This window comes from Roseibium sp. HPY-6 (assembly GCF_040530035.1).
Classification (GTDB): Bacteria; Pseudomonadota; Alphaproteobacteria; order Rhizobiales; family Stappiaceae; genus Roseibium.
Genome location: NZ_JBEWCD010000002.1, coordinates 3208197 through 3227562, shown reverse-complemented (window position 1 = coordinate 3227562; position 19366 = coordinate 3208197). Strand labels below are relative to the sequence as shown.

Genomic DNA, 19366 nt, shown 5'->3' with positions numbered 1-19366 from the left:
GTTCCCGCTGATCGAGAAGGGGGCCTATGCGAAATACCCGAACCCGGCCTCGCGCTATGCGATGACGGGTGTTTATGTGGCCAAGCACCAGGACGGCTCTGTGCGGGTTGCCGTGACGGGGGCGGGCGATAACGGCGTCTTCCGGGTCGACGGCATGGAAGCAGCGCTTGCCGGCAACTGGTCGCCCGACGCGGTCGCTTCCATCAAGGTGGACGCCGGCGCCATGCTGAACGACATCCACGGATCCGCAGCCTACAGAGCAAACCTCGTTACCGTCATGGCAAAACGAGCCGTCAGCGCAGCTGGTTAAAACACGTTGTTTTATTGTCACGATGTTGAAAGCCCGGCTTGATAAAAGCCGGGTTTCTTGTATTCAAAATCCAAAGGACGCGTTTTGCGTATCAGATCGGGACAAACAAACGCTGCAGGAATGCGCGATGTGTGATCTACGATACGGCAAGATCTACATGGAGGTGGTAAACCTTTAATCGAAAACCGGCAATCTTGCACGATGGGATCGTGAGGGCACCCAAATCGGACTGATGGACGCATAATTTCGATTAATTTGACCTTCAATGTCGGGTGGCATAATGCCGGAAGGCGATGAACGGCGGGACAGAGGTATAGATGGCTGTAGCAAATCAGCGGGCACTTAAATCCGGCAGCGGGCGGGACAATCCGGTTTCCGTTGCCTTTCGACCCATTCGCTCTGCATTCTGGGGTGTGGCGGTGGTCAGTTTTGTCATCAACATATTGATGCTGACTGGCCCGGTATTCATGCTTCAGATCTATGACCGCGTGCTTGCGAGCGGGTCTGTGCCGACGCTTGTGGTGATCGGTTCGCTGGCCATGGTGCTCTATCTATTTTACGGCATCCTTGAAGGCGTGCGCGGCCGGATCCTATCTCGCCTCGGACAGCGCGTGGATGCCAGGCTTTCAGGCATTGTCTACAAGGTTTCAAACAGCCTGCCGGTCAGATTGGGGCGCCAAGCCTCGCGCCTTCGGCCGGTTCAGGATCTTGATACGATCCGCCAGTTTTTGTCCGGTCCAGGTCCGGCCGCCATTTTTGATATCCCTTGGCTGCCGCTTTATCTTGGAATTGTTTTCCTCTTTCACCCGCTGCTTGGGATGGTAGGGCTGGCTGGAGCCCTTATTATTTCTATCCTGATCGTGCTCAACGAGTATATGTCCCGCGGACCGACGGAAGACGCGTCCGGTCAGGCGGGACGGCGCTCCGCGGCCGTTGAGAGCGGCCAGAGGAATGCTGAAGTCGTTGCCGCCATGGGAATGCAACCCACGCTGACCGCACGGTGGGATGCACAGAATTCCGAATACCTTGCAACTCAGCGCCGTGCCGCTGATACGACAGGTGTTTTCGGAACAACCATCAAGACGATCCGGTTCATCCTGCAATCGGCAATTCTGGCCGTTGGCGCCTGGCTTGCCATTCAGCAGGAAATCACTCCGGGCGTGATGATCGCGGCATCTATCATGACGTCGCGCGCTTTGGCGCCGATAGAACAGGCCGTCGCCCAATGGCGGGGATTCGTTGCAAGCCGGCAGGCTTTGCGCCGTTTGCGCGAAGTCCTGGTGGTTGCGGACGCGGAAGAACAGAAAATGGACCTTCCGCTGCCCGACAAAGGAATAACAGTTGAACAGTTGTATTGCGGCCCGTTCGGCGAAACCATGCCCTACGTGCAGAATGTGACGCTCGAGCTTCAGGCCGGAGACGGTCTGGGTGTGATCGGGCCATCAGGATCCGGCAAATCAACATTTGCGCGGGCACTTGTCGGGGTAACGTCTCCCCTGAAGGGGGTCATCCGGTTCGACGGTGCGGAACTCTCTCAGTGGGACAGCGAAAAGCGGGGTGAGTTCATCGGCTATCTGCCTCAGGACCTTCAGCTGTTCGATGGCACTATCGCCGAAAATGTTGCACGTTTTCGCGAAGATGCCGCACCGGAGAAAATCATCGAAGCTGCGAAACTCGCCGATGTGCATGACATGATTGTCGGGCTTCCGGAAGGCTATAACACCGTTATCGGCCGAAGCGGGCGTTCTCTTTCCGCCGGGCAGCGACAGCGTCTTGCCCTTGCCAGAGCGCTTTACGACAATCCGTTCCTGGTGGTTCTTGATGAGCCCAATTCCAACCTTGATGCCATCGGCGAGAGTGCACTCACCAACGCCATCAAGGCAATGCGCGAGAAAGGCTCGATTGTCATCGTGATCGCGCACAGGCCAAGCGCCATTGCGACTGTCGACAAGATCCTGTGTCTGAAGGACGGCAAGATGGCCGGTTTCGGACCCAAGGAAGAAGTTCTCAAGCAGGTTGTTCAACCCATCCAGCCTGTGCGTCAGGGAGTAGGAGCAGCCCGATGAAACAGGCGCCATCACAAACAAAGGCCACACCAGCCAATCCGGCTGACGACGCCCTGAGCAAAACGGTTCGCAGCCATCTTTATTTCTCATTGCTGGTCACGATATTCGTCGTCTTCGGCATTGGTGGCTGGGCAACGTTCATGGAGATCTCCGGTGCGGTTGTCTCCTCGGGAACGGTTGTTGTCGAAAGCAACATCAAACAGGTTCAGCACCGTGAAGGCGGCATTGTCAAAGAAATCAAGGTGAAGGACGGCGACATGGTTGAGGCCGGCGACCTGCTGCTCAGCCTCGATGACACCGTTACGCGCGCCAACCTGTCGGTCGTCACCAAGCAACTCAGGGAACTGACGGCGCAGGAGCTGAGGCTGGAAGCTGAACGTGATGAATTGGCTGCCATATCCTGGCCAGGGGAACGTATCGAATCCCTCGGTGACATTGAGCGTGGCCAGCAGTTGCTCCTGGAAGCCAGGCAAAATTCAAAGGAAGGCCGGAAGCAGCAGCTCGAAGAACAGATCCGTCAGTTCAATAAACAGACCGAAGGCCTGGAAGCCCAGGTTGTGGCGAAGGAGTCTGAAATTGAGCTGATCAAGGAAGAGCTTGAAGACCTTGGCGGTCTGCTCAACAAACAACTGGTTTCAAAGAGCCGGGTCTCGGCCCTGCGCCGAGAGCAGGCGCGTCTTTCAGGCGAATACGGCGATCTGATCGCCCAGATTGCAAGGACCAACGAGGCGATCAGCGAGCGGCAGATCCAGATCCTTCAAATTGAAGAATCCTACCGGGCTGAGGTGCTGGAACAATTGCAGGAAGCGCGGTCGCGTATCGCACAGCTTGAAGAACAGAAAATTGCTGCGGAAGATGAACTGACCCGTGTCGACATTCTGGCGCCACGCAACGGCTTTGTGCACCAGCTCTCCGTCCACACGATCGGAGGGGTCATTGCACCTGGTGAGACGGTCATGCAGATCGTGCCGCGCGAAGACCAGTTGATTATCGAGGCGCAGGTTCAACCCGTCGATATCGACCAGCTTGCACCCGGGCAGGAGGCTCGGATCCGCTTTCCAAGCTTTGACCAGCGGACGACTCCTGAGTTGAACGCCAAACTCCTGACAGTCTCTGCCGACCTTTCGGAAGATGAGCGCACCGGATTGAGCTACTACACAGCGAAGCTGATTATTGATGATGCCGAACTGAAAAAACTCGGATCACAGACGCTGGTTCCCGGAATGCCGGTCGAAACGTTCCTGCAAACGGGCGAGCGGACGGTTCTGAGTTACCTCGTCAAACCGGTGACCGACCAGATTGCTCACGCGATGCGGGAAAGATAAGCCAGCTTAGGCCTATTGGAAGCGGGCAGGGACATCTGCCCGCAGCTTTAACTGTCCTTGGGCTAAAGGACCAGAATTTCGGCCGCAGCTCCGGCTTCTTGCGCCGGGGCGTGCGGTGGCCGGATAATCAATGCACCTGATTTTGCAAGAAGTGCCAGCATGGAACTGTCTTGTGTTTCGAACGGCGTTGCTATCAGCCGTCCATCCGCATCTTCATGAAGCGTTGCCCTGACATAGTCCTGACGCCGGTCATTTTCGCCGAGATTCGCCCCTAAAAAAGCCTGTTTGGGAGCCGACAGTCCGGACGGAAGGCCGAGCATCTTCCGGATCAGGGGACGCAGGAACAAAAGGCCGCAGACCAGGCTTGAAACAGGATTTCCCGGCAGGCCTAGAACTCTCGTCCGTCCAAGCCGGCCGGCCATGAGCGGCTTGCCCGGGCGCATCGCAATGCGCCAGAAGGCGAGGTCCATGCCCTCCTGGCCCAGAACCTCCTGTACCAGATCATGGTCGCCGACAGACGCTCCGCCAAGTGTTACCAGTATATCAGCCTCTTCGCTCAAGGCGCGCCGCACATGTCCTGCAAGCGCCACCGGATCATCCGGCGAGATGCCGAGGTCCAGAGGCAACCCGCCGCAATCTTCGACCATGGCCGCGATGCCTGCGTGGTTCGAAGCGATAATCTGATCGGGCCCCGGTTCGCTTCCCGGCCGAACGAGTTCGTCGCCCGTTGCAAGGATCGCGACTTTGGGCTGTTTGACGACAGGCAAGTGCGGATGGTTCATTGCCGCCGCGAGCGCAAGATGGCGATAGGTCAGCTTGAGCGGCGGCGAGAGCAGGATCTGGTTCTCCTGAAAATCGAGCCCTGCCGGGCGCACAAACGCGCCATTGCGCGGAACTTCGTTAACAGTGATCCGGTCGTCGTTGCGCGATGCATCCTCCTGGATCAGGATCGTGTCAGCACCTTCAGGAACCGGGGCGCCGGTAAAAATACGGACCGCCTGGCCAGCACCAAGCGCGCCGGCGAAACCATGGCCCGCTGGCGCTTCGCCGATAACGTCAAGTTCGCTGCCGACTGCCAGATCCCGATGGCGTGTGGCGTATCCATCCATTGCAGAGGCGGCAAATGGTGGCTGTGTACGCTTTGAGACAAGGTTTTCCGCCAGAACGCGGCCATTTGCCTTTTCGAGCGCAACCGCTTCTGGTTCAAGCCTCGAAACGTCGGACAGGAGTTTTTCAAGTGCTTCGGCGACGGGCATCAAGCTCATCAGGTTCCGCCTTCGCTGCCGTCTTTTTCGAGTGTCCAGTGTCCGGATTTACCGCCAGCCTTTTCCACAAGCCGGATGTCACCGATCACCATGCCCCGGTCGACCGCCTTGGCCATATCGTAGATCGTCAGGCAGGCGAGCGAGCAGGCTGTGAGCGCCTCCATCTCGACACCGGTCTGTCCGCTTACTTTTGTCGTTGCCAAAACGACAAGCCCGGGCAACGTGTCGTCGGGCTCTATGTCGACCTTGACTTTCGACAGAAGGAGAGGGTGACACAGCGGTATCAGCTCGTGAGTTCGTTTTGCCGCGAATATGCCGGCGAGCCTTGCCGTTCCGATCACATCGCCCTTCTTGGCATTGCCGGATCGGATAAGCTCCAGCGTCTCGGGGCGCATCGTGACGGTGCCACGAGCGACTGCAATCCGGTGTGTGACTTCTTTGGTGGATACGTCAACCATATTGGCCGCGCCCGTCGCATCGAGATGCGTTAGCTCAGGGTCTTTGTCAGACATCGACTTCAAACCGCTTCCGACAAGGCGGACCGAGCAAGCAGGTTCCGGGTTGCCGAGGCAACATCGTCCTGCCGCATGAGGCTTTCGCCGATCAAGAATGTTGAGATATTCACCTTGTTCATCCGTCCAAGATCTTCCGGTGTGAACAGTCCCGACTCGCCCACGACAATGCGATCAGAGGGAACATTCGGGGCCAGTTCCTCGCTTGTCTCCAGCTTGGTTTCGAATGTTTTGAGGTTTCGGTTGTTGATGCCGACAAGCCGTGATTTCAGCTTCAGGGCGCGAGACAACTCCTCGCCGTTGTGGACCTCAAGCAAGACATCCATGCCGAGCTCAAACGCGGTCTGTTCAAGCGCGCTGGCCGTGTCATCGTCGACAGCGGCCATTATGATGAGGATGCAATCACCTCCCCAAGCACGCGCTTCGTAGACCTGATAGGTATCATAGAGGAAATCCTTGCGCAGGGCCGGGAGCGACACCGCGTCCCTTGCGGTTGTCAGAAATTCCGGTTTGCCCTGAAAGGACGGTGTGTCGGTCAGGACAGAAAGGCACGCCGCGCCGCCGTCTTCATAGGCTTTTGCCAGAAGCGGTGGATCAAAGTCGGGCCGGATCAGCCCCTTTGACGGGCTCGCCTTCTTGATCTCCGCTATGAGGGCGTATTGCTTATTCGCGTGTTTCGCCTCTATTGCGGCATGAAACCCGCGCGGAGGTGGTGTGTCGGCAATGCGGGCCTTGAGCTCTTCAAGTCGCACGGACGACTTTGCGGCCGCGATTTCGTCGCGCTTATACGCTTCAATCTTCTGCAGAATGTCAGCCATGTTGTTATCCGTTCGAAGCCGCGACCAGTTTCTCCAGCGTGTCGGCCGCCGAGCCGTTGTCGATGCTCGCGGCCGCAAGTTCCACACCATCCTTGAGGTTTGAGACCTTGTCCGCGACCACCAGAGAGGCCGCAGAGTTGAACAGGACGATATCACGGTAAGCGTTCTTTGCGCCTGCAAGAACCTCTCGAAGGGCTCTTGCGTTTTCAGCCGGCAATCCGCCCTTCAAGGCGCTTGCATCAGCATGAGGCAGACCAGCATCGTCTGGCGATATTTCAAACGATCTGACCTCATCGTCCCGTAGCTCGCTGACAAATGTTGGTCCTGTCGTTGTGATTTCATCCATTCCATCGGATCCATGCACGATCCAGGCCTTTTCTGTCCCCAGTTCCTTCAGCGCTTTTGCCACCGGGTCCACCCATTTGTGGGCAAAGACTCCAACCATCTGCCGTTTGACACCGGCGGGGTTCGAAAGAGGTCCGAGAAGGTTGAATATGGTGCGCGTTCCGAGCTCCATTCGGGTTGGCCCGACATGCTTCATGGCTGCATGGTGCAGCGGTGCAAACATGAAACCGATGCCCGCTTTTTCAATGCACTCGGAAATTTTGGCCGGTGCGATGTCTATGTTGACACCCAGCTCTGACAACGCTTCTGCTGCACCCGACTTGGAAGACAGCGATCTGTTGCCGTGTTTCGCAACAGGAACACCACATCCGGCCACCACAATTGCCGTGCAGGTCGAGATATTATAGCTGCCCGAGCTGTCACCACCGGTTCCCACAATATCGATCGCATCATCGGGCGCGTCGACAGTCAGCATTTTCGATCGCATCGTCGCAACGGCGCCGGCCACTTCAGAAATGCTCTCGCCACGCACGCGCAAAGCCATCAGGAAGCCGCCCAACTGGGAAGGCGTCGCTGATCCCGACAAGATGACTTCAAAAGCCTCTCGTGCCTCATCAGGGCTCAGGGCATGACCATCGGCGACTTTGGCTATTAAGTCTTTGAAAGAGCTTGTGCTCATTCTCCATCCACCTCAGGTCAGTGTTGCGTCAATCCGATCACCTGGGCGATTCCGGCCTGGTTGATCTCAACACCGGCTTCGTTTTCCCGGTCTGTGATGAACTGTCCGACGAGAGAGTCCCGCATTTGCTGTGACAGCTGTTGATTGAGCGCATCGATCGAAGGAGAGGCGGCATCAAAGTCCGGCACGGAAACAGACGTAACAGTCAGAACCAGTCTGCCATTGCCGTCAGCCGAGGGTGTGATTGCGTTGGTGCCGACAGGCCCACTGAAAAGTGCGGAAATGGCGTCCTGACTGAAGTCACCTGACGGTGCGGTTCGGGCTAGGTTTTCGACGCTCCTCACTTCAAGCTGTTCTTCGTTCGCAACAGAATCAAGCGGCGTACCGTTCTCAAGTCTGTTCAGGAGTTCGGTCGCCTTGTCGCTCAGGCGACTCGCAAACTCGGAGGCTTTCCACGCCGCGACGACGTCGTCTCGAGCCTCGTCCAGCGTACGGTCGCGCTCCGGAATGACCTGATCGACCTCGTACCAAAGGAAGCCCTGGGAGCCGAATTGAAGTACGTCGTTTTCAACGCCTACGTCGCTCTCGAACGTTCCAGCCACAAGCCCTTGCGCATCGGGGAGCGAAACGTCGGCGCCGGAAGCTGACTTTCCGGACTGGTCGAACGCCTCAACCGATTCTACCGGGATCGAGAATCTTTCGCCGATTTCTTCCAGCAAAGCACCGCCGGCACGCGCGTCTTCCACCTCGTCGAGCAGATCCAGAATTTCCCGCTCGGCCTGTTCCGCGGCAAGATCACGGGTGATCTCTTCCTTGACTTCATCAAACGGTTTCGTGCTTTCCGGCAGGATTTCCTCAACGTTCAGGATAACGGTCGAGAACCGTCCGTCCACAGCCCCGCTCGAAGCGCCCTGATCGAGCGTAAAGGCAACATCTCCAAGCGTCTCATCCAGGAAGTCGGCTTTGGCCATCTCACCAAGGGTCACGTCATTATTGCTCAGTCCCCGGTCTTCCATGAGTTCGTCGAACGTTTTGCCACCGGCGAGCTCAGCGGCGGCTTCTTCTGCCGCTTCGCTCGAAGGGAATGACATTTGCCGTATTCTGCGCCGTTCGGGCTGCGAATACTGTTCTGCCCTTTGTTCATACTCGGAAAGGGCGTCTTCCTCCGCAATGTCTTCCGGGCGCGCCAAAGTCTCCGGTGTCAGCGCGAGATATTTGATTTCCCTGAACTCAGGCGCTCTGAAGTTGGCCTTGTTCTCTTCAAAATACGTATTGAGTGCGGGAAGCGAGGGCTCATCAATCTCGCCGATCGTGTCGTCCGTCAGAAGAACATAGTCTGCACTGCGGGTTTCTCCCTGGTAGGCAGACAATGCCTCCAGATAGCTGAGCGGCGCAGACAGGCTTCCCGCAATACCTTCGGCGAGCTGATTTCTCTCGGCAGTGCGGCGGCGTTGCACGACATATTCGTCCTCCTGATACCCATTCGCCCGCAGGACCTGGTCGAGGCGACTGCGGTCATATCGTCCGTTTAATCCTCTGAAGGCCGGGTCGGCCTGAATAAGCGTCGCGAGACGCTGATCTGTAACCCCAAGCTTGAGGCCCTGGGCGGTGTTGTTCAGCGCCGCCTCCGCGATCAATCTTCCGAGAGCCTGCTGTGGAATGCCGAGTGCAGCACCTTCTTCTCCAGTTAGCGCCCGGCCGAATTGTTGCGCAAGCCGGTTCAGGTCCTGGCGATAGGTTCTGTCGAAGTCGGCCATCGTGACTTCCGTGTCACCGACTTTAGCCGCCGTGTTCTGACCGAATCCTTGAAGGAAATCCGTTACGCCCCAGATGGCGAAGCTAAAAATCAGCAATGCGATGAACAGCTTGGCAAGCCAGGTACCAGCGCCTTTGCGCAGCGCGTCAAGCATGACGACTCCCGTTTTCTTATCGTTTCGAGCGCCGCGAAGCACGGCACAATGCAGGCCCGGGTCGTGCCGGGGCGGGCGGATCATAATGACGTGGCGCTTCAGCTGCAAGACGGCCAGGTACAAACTTGTGACAGCAGGAAAAGATCCAGGTCACCAGACGATTGCAACAGATCTGCGCTTCTGCTCTATAAGCGCCAATTCATTGTTTCTTTATTGGGAGATCTAAACCGATGAGCGCGACGATCAAGCCCCTTGTGGCCGGCAACTGGAAAATGAACGGGCTCAGATCCAGCCTCGCGGAGTTTCATAAAATGAAAGCCGGTTTGAGCGGTGACCTTGCCGAGAGTGTCGACACGATGATCTGTGCACCTGCGACGCTCCTTTCGGCGCTCTCCGATGTTGCGAAGGGCAGCGCGCTTGCGGTGGGTGGGCAGGATTGTCACGCCGAAAAATCGGGTGCACATACAGGTGATGTTTCAGCCGAGATGCTTGGCGACGCTGGTGCGGCGGCCGTTATAGTCGGTCACTCCGAGCGCCGGACCGATCACGGCGAAAGCGATCAAGATGTGCATGCAAAGGCAGAAGCGGCTTGGCGTGCGGGCCTCCTGGCAATCATTTGTGTTGGCGAAACGGAAACAGAACGCAAAGCGGGACAGGCGATCGAAATCGTCAAACGTCAGCTCAGCGGGTCCGTACCCGATGGCGCGACCGCGGTAAACACCGTGATCGCTTACGAGCCGGTCTGGGCGATCGGGACTGGTCTGACGCCGACTGCGCAGGACGTTGAGGAAATGCACGCTGCCATGCGTGATGTTCTGACAGATCGATTTGGAGAGGCCGGAGCGGGGATGCGTCTGCTTTATGGTGGCTCGGTAAAGCCGGCTAATGCAGGCGAACTGATGGCAGTAGAGCACGTGGATGGGGCTCTTGTGGGTGGTGCAAGCCTCAAAGCTGAGGACTTCCTGGGTATTCTGGAAGCCTATTCGAAGGACTAGCCTCTTGAAGCTTCTGTGTCGAACGCTCAATTGAAGGGTAGAAAGCGCGCGGCGTCTGGTGTAGAAGGCCGCCAAACCTGAAATTTAGACAGAATGGCATTCGATGGAAACCGTAGTCATCGTTATCCACCTGATGGTCGTGCTGGCCTTGGTGCTTGTTGTCCTCCTGCAGCGTTCTGAAGGCGGTGCCCTTGGCATCGGCGGCGGTGGCGGCGGCGGAGGCGGGCTTATGTCCAGCCGAGGCACGGCAAATATCCTGACGCGGGCAACGGCCGTCCTCGCGGTGGCTTTCTTTGCAACGTCGCTTGCGCTGAGCCTTATTGCGCAGAACGAAGACAGCCCGGCATCGATACTCGATGCTGTTCCGGCAACAACGGACGGCGCTCCGGCAACGGGCGATGGCGCTCCTGCCGGTGGCTCGGGTGGTATTCTGGACTCGTTGAGACAACAGAGCGAACCGTCCGGTCCGCAAGTGCCAGCGGCGCAGTAAACCTGCGCCAGCGGCCTCCCGGCCCCTAAAACAACAAGTGCCCTGCGGCTTCGCCCGCAGGGTATTTTTATGTGTTAAGAACGCAACTCCCGAGTGGCCAAACGGCATTCGGCAAGGATATGGTATTGGTCCATGGCGCGATTTATTTTCATTACCGGCGGCGTGGTCTCCTCGCTTGGAAAAGGTCTTGCTTCTGCGGCTCTGGGCGCATTGCTCCAGGCGCGCGGATACAAAGTTCGCTTGAGGAAGCTTGATCCCTACCTCAACGTCGACCCTGGGACGATGAGCCCTTACCAGCATGGCGAGTGTTTCGTGACCGATGATGGCGCGGAAACAGACCTGGATCTTGGGCATTACGAACGGTTTACCGGACGGCCGGCAAACCAGCAGGACAACATCACGACCGGCCGAATCTACCAGGACATAATCGCCAAGGAACGGCGGGGCGATTATCTCGGCGGTACGGTTCAGGTGATTCCCCACGTTACCGATGCGATCAAGAATTTCGTGCTGACCGGTAATGACGGTTACGACTTCGTTCTTGTCGAAATCGGCGGCACGGTCGGCGACATCGAGGGGCTGCCGTTCTTCGAGGCGATCAGACAACTGGGTAACGATCTTCCGCGCGGAGATGTTGTTTATGTGCATTTGACCCTGATGCCCTATATTCCGAGCGCTGGCGAAATGAAGACCAAACCGACTCAGCATTCGGTCAAGGAGCTGCGCTCGATCGGTATTCAGCCGGACATCCTGATGATCAGATGTGACCGTCCGATCCCGGAAACGGAAAAACGGAAGCTTTCGCTTTTCTGTAACGTGCGTGAGAGCGCTGTCATTCCAGCCTATGATGTGAAGTCCATCTACGACGTTCCGATTGCCTATCACAATGAAGGTTTGGACGATGAAGTGCTTGCGGCGTTCGGCCTGAAAGGTGCCCCGGCACCGGTGCTTGAGCGTTGGGAAGGCATTTCCGAGGCCGTCGCCAATCCGGAAGGTGAAGTCAAGATCGCGATTGTCGGCAAGTACACGGTCCTAAAAGATGCCTATAAGTCGTTGATCGAAGCGCTGGTCCATGGCGGAATTGCCAACAGGGTCAAAGTCAATCTGGAGTGGATAGAATCGGAAACCTTCGAGAAGGAGGATCCAAGTCCCTATCTGGAAGGTGTTCACGGTATCCTGGTACCCGGCGGATTTGGTGAACGTGGTGCGGAAGGCAAGATCGCAGCAGCGCATTTCGCCCGGACACGCAATATCCCGTATTTCGGCATCTGCTTCGGAATGCAGATGGCTGTCCTTGAAGCTGCACGCAATATGGCCGGTATCGGCGATGCCAATTCGACCGAATTCGGGCCGACGGATCAACCGGTTGTCGGACTGATGACCGAATGGACCAAAGGAAACGAAAAGGAAGTTCGGAACGAAGATGGCGATCTTGGCGGCACAATGCGTCTTGGCGCTTATCCCGCAACGCTTCAACCGGGCTCACGCATTGCCGAGATCTATGGAAAGAATAACGTGTCGGAACGGCATCGGCACAGGTATGAAGTCAATATAGGTTATCGGGAAAAACTGGAAGATTGCGGGTTGATCTTTGCCGGGACATCCCCGGACGGCATCCTGCCGGAAACGGTCGAAATTGCGGATCATCCCTGGTTCATAGGCGTGCAGTATCACCCGGAACTCAAGTCCAGACCATTTGAGCCGCACCCGTTGTTCGGCTCGTTTATCGGCGCTGCTGTTCAACAAAGCCGCCTGGTCTGACGACACGGGTCTGGAGGGGAACAAAATGTTGCGTGGCCTGGATCATCTCGTTGTTGCAGTGAACGATCTCGACGCGGCAGGCCGTGCCTATGAAGCGATGGGCTTTACAATTACGCCCGAAAACAGGCATCCTTTCGGGACCGCCAACCGGCTCATTCAGTTCAACGGTTTCTTCATCGAGTTGCTGAGCGTCGCCGATCCGTCTTTGATAACGGAAACGATCGGCAGGACTTTTTCCTTCGGCGCGTTTAACCGCGACTTCCTGAAAACCGGAGAGGGCGCGAGCATGCTGGTCCTGGATAGTCAGGGCGCCGGCGGTGACCGTGATGACTTTGAAAAGTCAGGTCTGGACCTTTTTGAACCCTTTTCGTTTGAAAGAACGGCACATCTGCCTGGCGGCGAAACGGCGAAGGTGGCCTTCGATCTAACGATCCTGCGCGATCCGCTAAGCCCGAAGATCGGCTACTTCACCTGCCACAATAAATTTCCCGAGAATTTCTGGAAGCCGGCGTTTCAGCAACATGCAAATGGAGCGCAGGATATTCGCTGCATATACATGATTGCGGGCGACCCGTCGGATCACCATGAATTTCTGGGCGCCTTCACGGGTCAAAGGGAAATGCGCGCAACCAGCCTCGGCCTGGAGCTTGAAACAGCTCGTGGTAAACTCTCTGTCCTCAATCCTGAAGCATACCGCGCGCTGGTCGGTCAGGAGGCTGCTCATGCGGTCAGAAACGGTTTGCCACAGATTGCGGCAATCGAATTCGCGTCTTCGTCTATCGCCGAAAAGAAGATCACTCCAGCGAGTGAGTTGTTCGGTCTGACAGTCATTCTCACACCTGATGCTGCCTGAACGGCATTGAGCCGAGAATACACTTGTCAAAAGAACTGAGATGGCTACACGGATCAAAAACGTAACGTAATCTTCCCGAGCGCCGATACCTGGCCGCCACGAAAATTCGCTTGTTGAATCAATCAGTCCTTTTATAGTGAACTCCGATCGCGCGCGCGACCCACCGGTCTGAAAGCGGAGTTCCCGTATGCCATTTCTGCGTTTCGCCCCTTTGTCCCGTAACCTTGTTTTGACTGTAGCAGCCGCCAGTTTTCTGGCTGCCTGTTCAGACGATTCGCAGCAGTCCGAAGCACCGGCAGCGCCGCCCCCTTCCGTGACCGTGGCGAAGGTAACGTCTGAGGATGTTCGCCAGAGTGAGACATTCGTTGGTCAGATTGCAGCCGTCGATCAGGTCGATCTCGTTGCCAGGGTCAGCGGATTTCTGGAGAACAAGGCGGTGCCGGACGGGTCCTTCGTCAAGCAGGACGACCTTCTATTTACAATTGAAAAGGCCGAATACGAAGCCCAGCTGACAAAGGCAAAGGCAGATCTTGCAAGCGCAAAAGCAGATGCAGCGCTCAAGGCCGCCGATGAAAAACGGGACAAGGATCTTCTGGAAAAAGGACACGTTTCCGAGGCGGCGTACGAGGCAACGCTCGCCCAGAAACAGCAGGCCGAGGCCTCGGTGGAAGCTGCGCAGTCTGCCTTGCAGCAAGCCGAACTCAACCTGAGCTACACGGACATCTCCGCGCCGTTTCCCGGCCAGATCGGCAAAAGCGCTTATAGCGTTGGCGAGCTTGTGGGACCAAACACCAACGCCCTTGCCAAGCTGATCCGGCTCGCGCCGGTCTATGTCAATTTTTCCGTGAGCGAAGCGCAGTACCTCAATGCAGTCCAAACGCACAATATCAGTCCTGCGGATCTGTCTCCCGATGAAGCACCGTCGATTAGCCTCGTGCTTCCAAATGGGGACAAATACGGTGAAACGGGAAAGATCGTTTATATCGACAACGAGATAGATGCCTCAACCGGAACAATCTCCTTCAGGGGTGAATTTGACAACAAGGATGTCAGGCTCCTTGCCGGAACCTATGTCACCGTGCTCCTGGAAGCGCCCAACACCGAAACCGCGCTGGTTGTTCCCCAAGCCGCGATCCAGCGGGACCAGCAGGGTGCTTTTGCACTGGCGATTACCTCCGACAAGAAGGTCGAGCAGAAGTATGTCGAACTTGGCCAGCAAATCGGAACCAATTTCGTTGTCACCAAGGGTTTGTCTGAAGGCGAAGAAGTCATAACGGAAGGTCTGCAAAAGGTCCGGCCAGGTGTCGAAGTCGATCCCGTACTTGCGTCCCAGCCGGCGGAGCAAAGCTAAATGTTTTCTCGCTTTTTTATCTACCGGCCCAAATTTGCGCTGGTGATTTCCATTGTGATTACGATCGCCGGTATCCTGGGGTACGTTTCCCTGCCGGTTGAGCAGTTTCCCAACATTACGCCCCCCGTCGTGAACGTTTCGGCAACCTACACAGGTGCGAACGCTGAGGTTTTGGAGGAAACGGTTGCTGCTCCCATCGAGGGGCAGGTAAACGGCGTCGACGACATGATCTACATGCAGTCGACGAGCAATGACAGTGGCAACTATTCGCTGAACGTGACATTTGCCGTCGGAACAGATCCGGACATCGCGACGGTCAACACGCAGAACAGAGTGTCACAGGCGACCAGTCAGCTTCCGAGTGAAGTGACGGCAAATGGTGTGACTGTTCAAAAGGCCAGCACGAATATGCTGCTGGTGATCACGCTTTATTCGCCGAACGGCACCTATGATCCGGTTTTTCTGTCGAACTACGCTTCCATCAATCTGAAAGATGCACTTGCGCGCGTCCAGGGCGTTGGGCGCGCGGATGTGATGACTGATTTCGCCTATGGGATGCGTATCTGGCTGGATCCCGATCGGCTGACCAGTCTCGGCATGACGCCGAGCGACTTTATCGCTGCCGTCAAAGACCAGAATATCCAGGTTGCCGCCGGTCAGATTGGCGCACCTCCTGTTCCGGACGGACAACAGTTCCAGTACACGATCAAGGCCAAGGGCCGGCTGGCGACGCCTGAGGAATTTGAACAAATCGTCCTGAGAACAGGTGACGACGGCGCCATTGTCACGATCGGCGATGTTGCCAGGGTCGAACTCGGCGCACAGTTTTACAATGCTTCCGGTGAGTTCAACGGTCAGCCTTCAACCGTTCTGGCGATCTATCAGGCTCCGGGCGCCAACGCACTCCAGGTTTCGGAGAACGTCCTGGCGCGTCTTGAGAACCTCGCACAGGCCTTTCCGGATGATGTTGCCTATGCCGTGCCGTTCAACACAACTGATTTTGTGCAGGCTTCTCTGGACGATGTGATCGCGACGCTCTTTCTGACGTTCCTGCTTGTTGTGTCGGTGGTGTTCATCTTTCTCGGCAACTGGCGCGCGACAATCATTCCAACTGTTGCGATTCCGGTCTCGCTGATTGGAACATTCGCTGTCCTGCTTGCCCTTGGCATGTCGCTCAACACGATTTCGCTGTTTGCGCTGGTGCTTGCCATCGGCATCGTGGTCGACGATGCGATCGTCGTGGTGGAGAATGTGGAACGCATCATCGCGGAGGAGGGGCTGTCACCCAAGGAAGCAACGGCCAAGGCGATGGAGCAGATCACCAGCCCGGTCATTGCGACGACACTGGTGCTTCTGGCGGTGTTTGTGCCGACGATTTTCATGCCAGGGATTACCGGTCGTCTTTACTCGCAATTCGCGGTGACGATCTCGGTTTCGGTTGTTATTTCGTCCATCAACGCGCTGACGCTCTCACCGGCGCTTTGCGGGCTTATTCTCAAGGCAAGGTCCGGCCCTCCGAAGGGTCTCATGGGTCTGTTCGATCGCGGCATTACGGGCGTACGCGACGGTTACACTGCCATAATCCGGCGCCTGGTGAGGGTTGCCTTTATCGGTCTGATCATTGTCGGGGGGGCGATTGCCGTTATCGTGTCGCTCGGCAGCACGCTGCCGCAGGGTTTTCTGCCGTCTGAAGACCAGGGCTACCTGATGGTGGATGTTCAGCTTCCCGACGGAGCTGCCCTGCAACGGACTGAAACCGTGACAGATCGTGTGGTTGAGCTCACCCGGGCCGTCCCTGGCGTTGACAACGTTGTCATCGTGAACGGCTTTTCAATCCTGAACGGGGCGACCTCCTCAAATGCTGCGCTGGTCATTGCGACCATGAGCAACTGGGAAGACCGGCAGGAACCGAACCTTCGCATCAATGCGATCCTTGCGAAATTCTGGGCCGATTTCTCGACCATTCCGGGCGCCAATATTATCGCCTTCAACCCACCGCCGATCCCGGGCCTTGGAACGACCGGCGGTGTGCAGCTGATGCTGCAGCAGACGGGGGGCGGCACGCCGCAGGACCTCGCATCTGCGGTCGGGTCGATGGTCTATTCGGCCAACCAAAGCGAAGAAATCGCGCGCGCTTATTCGACCTTCCGGGCGAACGTGCCGCAGGTCTTTGTCGATCTCGACAGGGAAAAAGCCAAGACGCTGGGGATCGGCGTGTCCGACGTCTTCACGACGCTGCAAGCCTATCTCGGCTCGTTCTATATCAACGACTTCAACATCTTCGGCCGTGTCTACAAAGTGATGATCCAGGCCGAGGGTCAGTACCGCGACAAGGTGGAAGATATAGGACGGCTCTATGTCCGCTCTCAGGACGGCACCATGGTTCCGCTCCGCAGCATCTTGACGACCGAGAATGTGCTCGGACCGCAGATCCTGACACGCTACAACATGTTCCGGGCCGCGGCCGTCATGGCGGATCCGGCTCCGGGCGCTTCAACCGGGGTGGTCATCAACGAGATGGAATCGGCCGCGACGGGAGCCCTTCCACCCGGATACACCTATGAATGGACAGGCACCGCGCAGCAGCAACAGGGCGCGAGCAATATCGTCATGTTCATCCTGATGCTGTCGATCCTGTTCACCTATCTGTTTCTCGTTGCCCAGTATGAAAGCTGGACCATGCCCGTTGCCATTCTGATGTCGGTCTCCTTCGCGATTATGGGGGCGTTGGTTGCCGTGTTCGTGACTGGTGGTGACGTCAATCTCTATACGCAGATCGGGATGATCATGCTGGTCGGCATGGGCGCGAAGAACGCGATCCTCATTGTTGAATTCGCGATGGAACAGCGCGATACCGGCAAGTCGATTATGGAAGCTGCCACTGAGGCCGCTCACCTTCGTTTCCGGGCGGTGATGATGACGGCACTTTCGTTCCTGCTCGGTGTGGTCCCGCTCATGACGGCGTCAAGCGCGGGGGCCGCCAGTCAAAAGGCGATCGGATTTGCTGTCTTCGGCGGTATGCTGTTTGCGACGGTGATCGGCGTCCTGATGATCCCCGTGCTTTATGTCTGCCTGCAGTTCCTGCGTGAAAAGGCAAAGAGCCTCTTCGGCGGCGGGGGACATGTCAGCCGCAGTGCACCGGCCGGATGAGTCGAAGAAGATAGACACGACGTTGGGCCGGTCGATACCAGGTGTCTGACCGGCCTTGCTCTATGTGCCCCGTCACGGCATGAATGCAGATGGATATACTCCACAGCTTGCGCGATCCGTTCTTTCATCACCATCGTAGATATCCTCAGTCAGGCAAACGAATGGTGAGATTGTTGATCGAGGTTTACTACGACGGCAAATGCGGGCTCTGTTCAAGGGAGATCGGCTACTACAAACGGCTGACGCCGAGAACCAGCATTGCCTGGAACGATATCGCAACACATCCGCAGCTATTGCAGGGTACGGGCATAAGCCAGTCAGAGGCCTTGCTCTATCTTCGCGTCCGCAATGAAGATGGCACGATCGAAACCGGCTTGGACGCCTTTCTGGTCATCTGGCGCCAATTCAGGGGCTGGCGGTTGCTGGCGCGGCTCGCCGCGCTTCCCGGCATTTATCAAGGCATCTCGTTTGCGTACCGGCGGTTTGCCGATCATCGGTTCAAACGTCACACGCATTGTCAGGCAAGCCTTCGGTCCACCGTATCACCTGCAAATTCTCAGCCATAGCGGCAGCTCAACCGTCTAGCTCTGCGTCGATAGCCTTGATGATGATGGGCGATGTCGGTTTGGTCGGTGTCGAGAACCAGGCAATGATCGATCCATCCGATCCGACGAGGTATTTGTGAAAGTTCCAATAGGGACGGGCAGCGGGGCCAAGGGTCTCAGCCGCCCACCGATAGAAGGGATGAGCCGACTTGCCTTTCACCTGGGTTTTTGCGGTCATCAGGTATCTGGCGCCGTACTTGGCTTCGCAAAACCCGGCAATTTCGCTATCTTTCAAAGGTTCCTGATTGCCGAAGTCGTTTGACGGCACAGCGATCACGACGAGGCCGCGCGCAGCGTACGTTTCATGCAGCTCCTGCAGGCCGGCAAGCTGTTTGCTGAACCCACATTTCGTTGCCGTATTCACCACGAGTATAGGTTTGCCGGAGAACTGATTGAGCGGCAGAGCACTGCCGTCGGCCATCTCGAACGAAAACTGCAAGGCTTTTCCCTTGCTCTGTTTGGCGGACACCTCTGTCAGACTTGCTGTGAGGGCCAATGTTGCCCCGACAAAAAGACCCAAAGTGAATCCGGTTCGGGGCATTGTCTCTTCTCCAATCCGTCGTTTTCAGTACGCGTCCGGGAGAGAGTTTGGTTCACTGCAAGGTGACAGTTTCGATTTGCTATTGGTTCTGCGCACCCGCATTAGGGCCTGTCGGGTCGAAAATCGTTTCGATGGCTTCGAACATCGTCTTGTAGAGACCGATTTCATCTTTCGCAAAGTCGCCGTGCGGCACTGTTTTCTTGGCTTCACGCATCAGGTCAGCCTTGATGGCTACAAGGTCGACACCCGTATTCAGCAATTCGACATGAAGCCGCTTGGCGATGCCCGCATAGGCAACGATCGCGGTCACCATATGGGTCGGTTCGTCGGGAATGGGCACTTTCATCTTTCGCAGGTTCCTAAGGCGGCTTTGAGAGGGCGTTTTCAGCT

Annotated in this window: 16 protein-coding genes and 1 pseudogene; 10 read left to right on the top strand and 7 right to left on the bottom strand. The window is 56.9% G+C overall.

The annotated features are described in order from the left end of the window. The 3 genes and pseudogenes from ABVF61_RS25905 to ABVF61_RS25895 form a co-directional block, all read left to right on the top strand. Positions 1 to 310: pseudogene (locus ABVF61_RS25905) on the top strand (FAD binding domain-containing protein); the annotation flags it as partial. Positions 311 to 627: 317 nt separating this feature from the next. Further along, positions 628 to 2376, top strand: a complete 1749-nt coding sequence (locus ABVF61_RS25900; protein ID WP_353996399.1) for a type I secretion system permease/ATPase — start codon at positions 628 to 630, stop codon at positions 2374 to 2376. Continuing rightward, a complete protein-coding gene (locus ABVF61_RS25895) occupies positions 2373 to 3701 on the top strand; it encodes an HlyD family type I secretion periplasmic adaptor subunit (RefSeq protein WP_353996398.1) in 1329 nt (442 codons plus the stop codon). The genes ABVF61_RS25900 and ABVF61_RS25895 overlap by 4 nt, the downstream gene beginning before the upstream one ends. Before the next feature lie 62 nt (positions 3702 to 3763). On the opposite strand, the gene ABVF61_RS25890 is transcribed toward ABVF61_RS25895, so the two are convergent. The 5 genes from ABVF61_RS25890 to ABVF61_RS25870 are packed head-to-tail and all read right to left on the bottom strand — an operon-like array spanning position 3764 to position 9230. Continuing rightward, positions 3764 to 4966, bottom strand: coding sequence for a molybdopterin molybdotransferase MoeA (locus ABVF61_RS25890; RefSeq protein ID WP_353996397.1), 1203 nt, complete (start codon positions 4964 to 4966; stop codon positions 3764 to 3766). Next, a complete protein-coding gene (gene moaC, locus ABVF61_RS25885) occupies positions 4966 to 5478 on the bottom strand; it encodes a cyclic pyranopterin monophosphate synthase MoaC (protein WP_353996396.1) in 513 nt (170 codons plus the stop codon). The genes ABVF61_RS25890 and moaC overlap by 1 nt, the downstream gene beginning before the upstream one ends. A gap of 5 nt (positions 5479 to 5483) precedes the next feature. Further along, positions 5484 to 6296, bottom strand: a complete 813-nt coding sequence (gene trpC / locus ABVF61_RS25880; protein WP_353996395.1) for an indole-3-glycerol phosphate synthase TrpC — start codon at positions 6294 to 6296, stop codon at positions 5484 to 5486. A gap of 4 nt (positions 6297 to 6300) precedes the next feature. Then, complete coding sequence (gene trpD, locus ABVF61_RS25875) at positions 6301 to 7320, bottom strand: anthranilate phosphoribosyltransferase (RefSeq protein WP_353996394.1); 1020 nt, start codon at positions 7318 to 7320, stop codon at positions 6301 to 6303. 17 nt (positions 7321 to 7337) lie between these two features. Continuing rightward, positions 7338 to 9230: a peptidylprolyl isomerase gene (locus ABVF61_RS25870; RefSeq protein ID WP_353996393.1), complete on the bottom strand. Its 1893-nt coding sequence runs from the start codon at positions 9228 to 9230 to the stop codon at positions 7338 to 7340. Positions 9231 to 9460: 230 nt separating this feature from the next. Here ABVF61_RS25870 and tpiA point away from each other — a divergent pair, with 230 nt between their 5' ends. The 7 genes from tpiA to ABVF61_RS25835 all read left to right on the top strand — a co-directional run bounded on the left by tpiA (position 9461) and on the right by ABVF61_RS25835 (position 18396). Beyond that, complete coding sequence (tpiA, locus tag ABVF61_RS25865) at positions 9461 to 10225, top strand: triose-phosphate isomerase (protein WP_353996392.1); 765 nt, start codon at positions 9461 to 9463, stop codon at positions 10223 to 10225. A 103-nt stretch (positions 10226 to 10328) separates the two neighbouring features. Then, positions 10329 to 10715, top strand: coding sequence for a preprotein translocase subunit SecG (gene secG, locus ABVF61_RS25860; RefSeq protein ID WP_353996391.1), 387 nt, complete (start codon positions 10329 to 10331; stop codon positions 10713 to 10715). A gap of 132 nt (positions 10716 to 10847) precedes the next feature. Continuing rightward, positions 10848 to 12476 (top strand): CTP synthase, encoded by a 1629-nt coding sequence (gene pyrG, locus ABVF61_RS25855; RefSeq protein ID WP_353996390.1) that lies wholly within the window; start codon positions 10848 to 10850, stop codon positions 12474 to 12476. Between the two features lie 25 nt (positions 12477 to 12501). Further along, positions 12502 to 13329 (top strand): VOC family protein, encoded by an 828-nt coding sequence (locus ABVF61_RS25850; protein ID WP_353996389.1) that lies wholly within the window; start codon positions 12502 to 12504, stop codon positions 13327 to 13329. 187 nt (positions 13330 to 13516) lie between these two features. Next, on the top strand, positions 13517 to 14680 hold the full coding sequence (locus ABVF61_RS25845) for an efflux RND transporter periplasmic adaptor subunit (protein WP_353996388.1): 1164 nt from the start codon (positions 13517 to 13519) through the stop codon (positions 14678 to 14680). Beyond that, positions 14681 to 17830 carry an efflux RND transporter permease subunit gene (locus ABVF61_RS25840; protein WP_353996387.1) on the top strand — a complete coding sequence of 1050 codons (3150 nt, stop codon included), beginning with the start codon at positions 14681 to 14683 and terminating at the stop codon, positions 17828 to 17830. Between the two features lie 161 nt (positions 17831 to 17991). Next, a complete protein-coding gene (locus tag ABVF61_RS25835) occupies positions 17992 to 18396 on the top strand; it encodes a thiol-disulfide oxidoreductase DCC family protein (RefSeq protein WP_353996386.1) in 405 nt (134 codons plus the stop codon). Between the two features lie 7 nt (positions 18397 to 18403). On the opposite strand, the gene ABVF61_RS25830 is transcribed toward ABVF61_RS25835, so the two are convergent. Both ABVF61_RS25830 and ABVF61_RS25825 read right to left on the bottom strand, forming a co-directional pair. Further along, positions 18404 to 18976, bottom strand: a complete 573-nt coding sequence (locus ABVF61_RS25830; RefSeq protein ID WP_353996385.1) for a glutathione peroxidase — start codon at positions 18974 to 18976, stop codon at positions 18404 to 18406. A gap of 79 nt (positions 18977 to 19055) precedes the next feature. Then, positions 19056 to 19322, bottom strand: coding sequence for a hypothetical protein (locus ABVF61_RS25825; protein WP_353996384.1), 267 nt, complete (start codon positions 19320 to 19322; stop codon positions 19056 to 19058). Positions 19323 to 19366: the final 44 nt, after the last annotated feature.

Excerpts from the sequence above, each read along its gene's own strand:
- ABVF61_RS25900 (WP_353996399.1), top strand. The coding sequence starts at position 628 with ATGGCTGTAGCAAATCAGCGGGCACTTAAATCCGGCAGCGGGCGGGAC.
- ABVF61_RS25895 (WP_353996398.1), top strand. The coding sequence starts at position 2,373 with ATGAAACAGGCGCCATCACAAACAAAGGCCACACCAGCCAATCCGGCT.
- ABVF61_RS25890 (WP_353996397.1), bottom strand. The coding sequence starts at position 4,966 with ATGAGCTTGATGCCCGTCGCCGAAGCACTTGAAAAACTCCTGTCCGAC.
- moaC (WP_353996396.1), bottom strand. The coding sequence starts at position 5,478 with ATGTCTGACAAAGACCCTGAGCTAACGCATCTCGATGCGACGGGCGCG.
- trpC (WP_353996395.1), bottom strand. The coding sequence starts at position 6,296 with ATGGCTGACATTCTGCAGAAGATTGAAGCGTATAAGCGCGACGAAATC.
- trpD (WP_353996394.1), bottom strand. The coding sequence starts at position 7,320 with ATGAGCACAAGCTCTTTCAAAGACTTAATAGCCAAAGTCGCCGATGGT.
- ABVF61_RS25870 (WP_353996393.1), bottom strand. The coding sequence starts at position 9,230 with ATGCTTGACGCGCTGCGCAAAGGCGCTGGTACCTGGCTTGCCAAGCTG.
- tpiA (WP_353996392.1), top strand. The coding sequence starts at position 9,461 with ATGAGCGCGACGATCAAGCCCCTTGTGGCCGGCAACTGGAAAATGAAC.
- secG (WP_353996391.1), top strand. The coding sequence starts at position 10,329 with ATGGAAACCGTAGTCATCGTTATCCACCTGATGGTCGTGCTGGCCTTG.
- pyrG (WP_353996390.1), top strand. The coding sequence starts at position 10,848 with ATGGCGCGATTTATTTTCATTACCGGCGGCGTGGTCTCCTCGCTTGGA.
- ABVF61_RS25850 (WP_353996389.1), top strand. The coding sequence starts at position 12,502 with ATGTTGCGTGGCCTGGATCATCTCGTTGTTGCAGTGAACGATCTCGAC.
- ABVF61_RS25845 (WP_353996388.1), top strand. The coding sequence starts at position 13,517 with ATGCCATTTCTGCGTTTCGCCCCTTTGTCCCGTAACCTTGTTTTGACT.
- ABVF61_RS25840 (WP_353996387.1), top strand. The coding sequence starts at position 14,681 with ATGTTTTCTCGCTTTTTTATCTACCGGCCCAAATTTGCGCTGGTGATT.
- ABVF61_RS25835 (WP_353996386.1), top strand. The coding sequence starts at position 17,992 with ATGGTGAGATTGTTGATCGAGGTTTACTACGACGGCAAATGCGGGCTC.
- ABVF61_RS25830 (WP_353996385.1), bottom strand. The coding sequence starts at position 18,976 with ATGCCCCGAACCGGATTCACTTTGGGTCTTTTTGTCGGGGCAACATTG.
- ABVF61_RS25825 (WP_353996384.1), bottom strand. The coding sequence starts at position 19,322 with ATGAAAGTGCCCATTCCCGACGAACCGACCCATATGGTGACCGCGATC.